Source organism: Streptomyces sp. NRRL B-3229, assembly GCF_000719505.1.
Lineage (GTDB): Bacteria > Actinomycetota > Actinomycetes > Streptomycetales > Streptomycetaceae > Streptomyces > Streptomyces griseorubiginosus.
This window is the reverse complement of the sequence record NZ_JOGP01000177.1, coordinates 1-201: the sequence shown is the minus strand read 5'-3', so window position 1 is coordinate 201 and position 201 is coordinate 1. Positions and strand designations below refer to the sequence as shown.

Here is a 201-nt window from a genome sequence, read left to right as displayed (position 1 = left end):
GAAGTACTGCTTGCGGACCGGGTCGAAGGTCCAGTTGGAGGCCTCGGTGTCGACGAAGATGATCCGGGCGTCCTGGTACTGCTTGTCGTCGTCGGCCCACATGTAGTAGTCGCCGTAGGGGCCGTCGGGGTTGGCGCGGGACTCCTGGAACCACGGGTGCTGGTCGCTGGTGTGGTTCATGACGAAGTCGATGATGACGCG

At 63.2% G+C, this 201-nt stretch carries 1 protein-coding gene; it reads right to left on the bottom strand.

Going from position 1 to position 201, the window contains the following annotated elements; all coding sequences use genetic code 11:
* The coding region (locus tag IF54_RS40385; RefSeq protein WP_037821326.1) for an alpha-amylase family glycosyl hydrolase at positions 1-201 on the bottom strand (201 nt) is incomplete at both ends.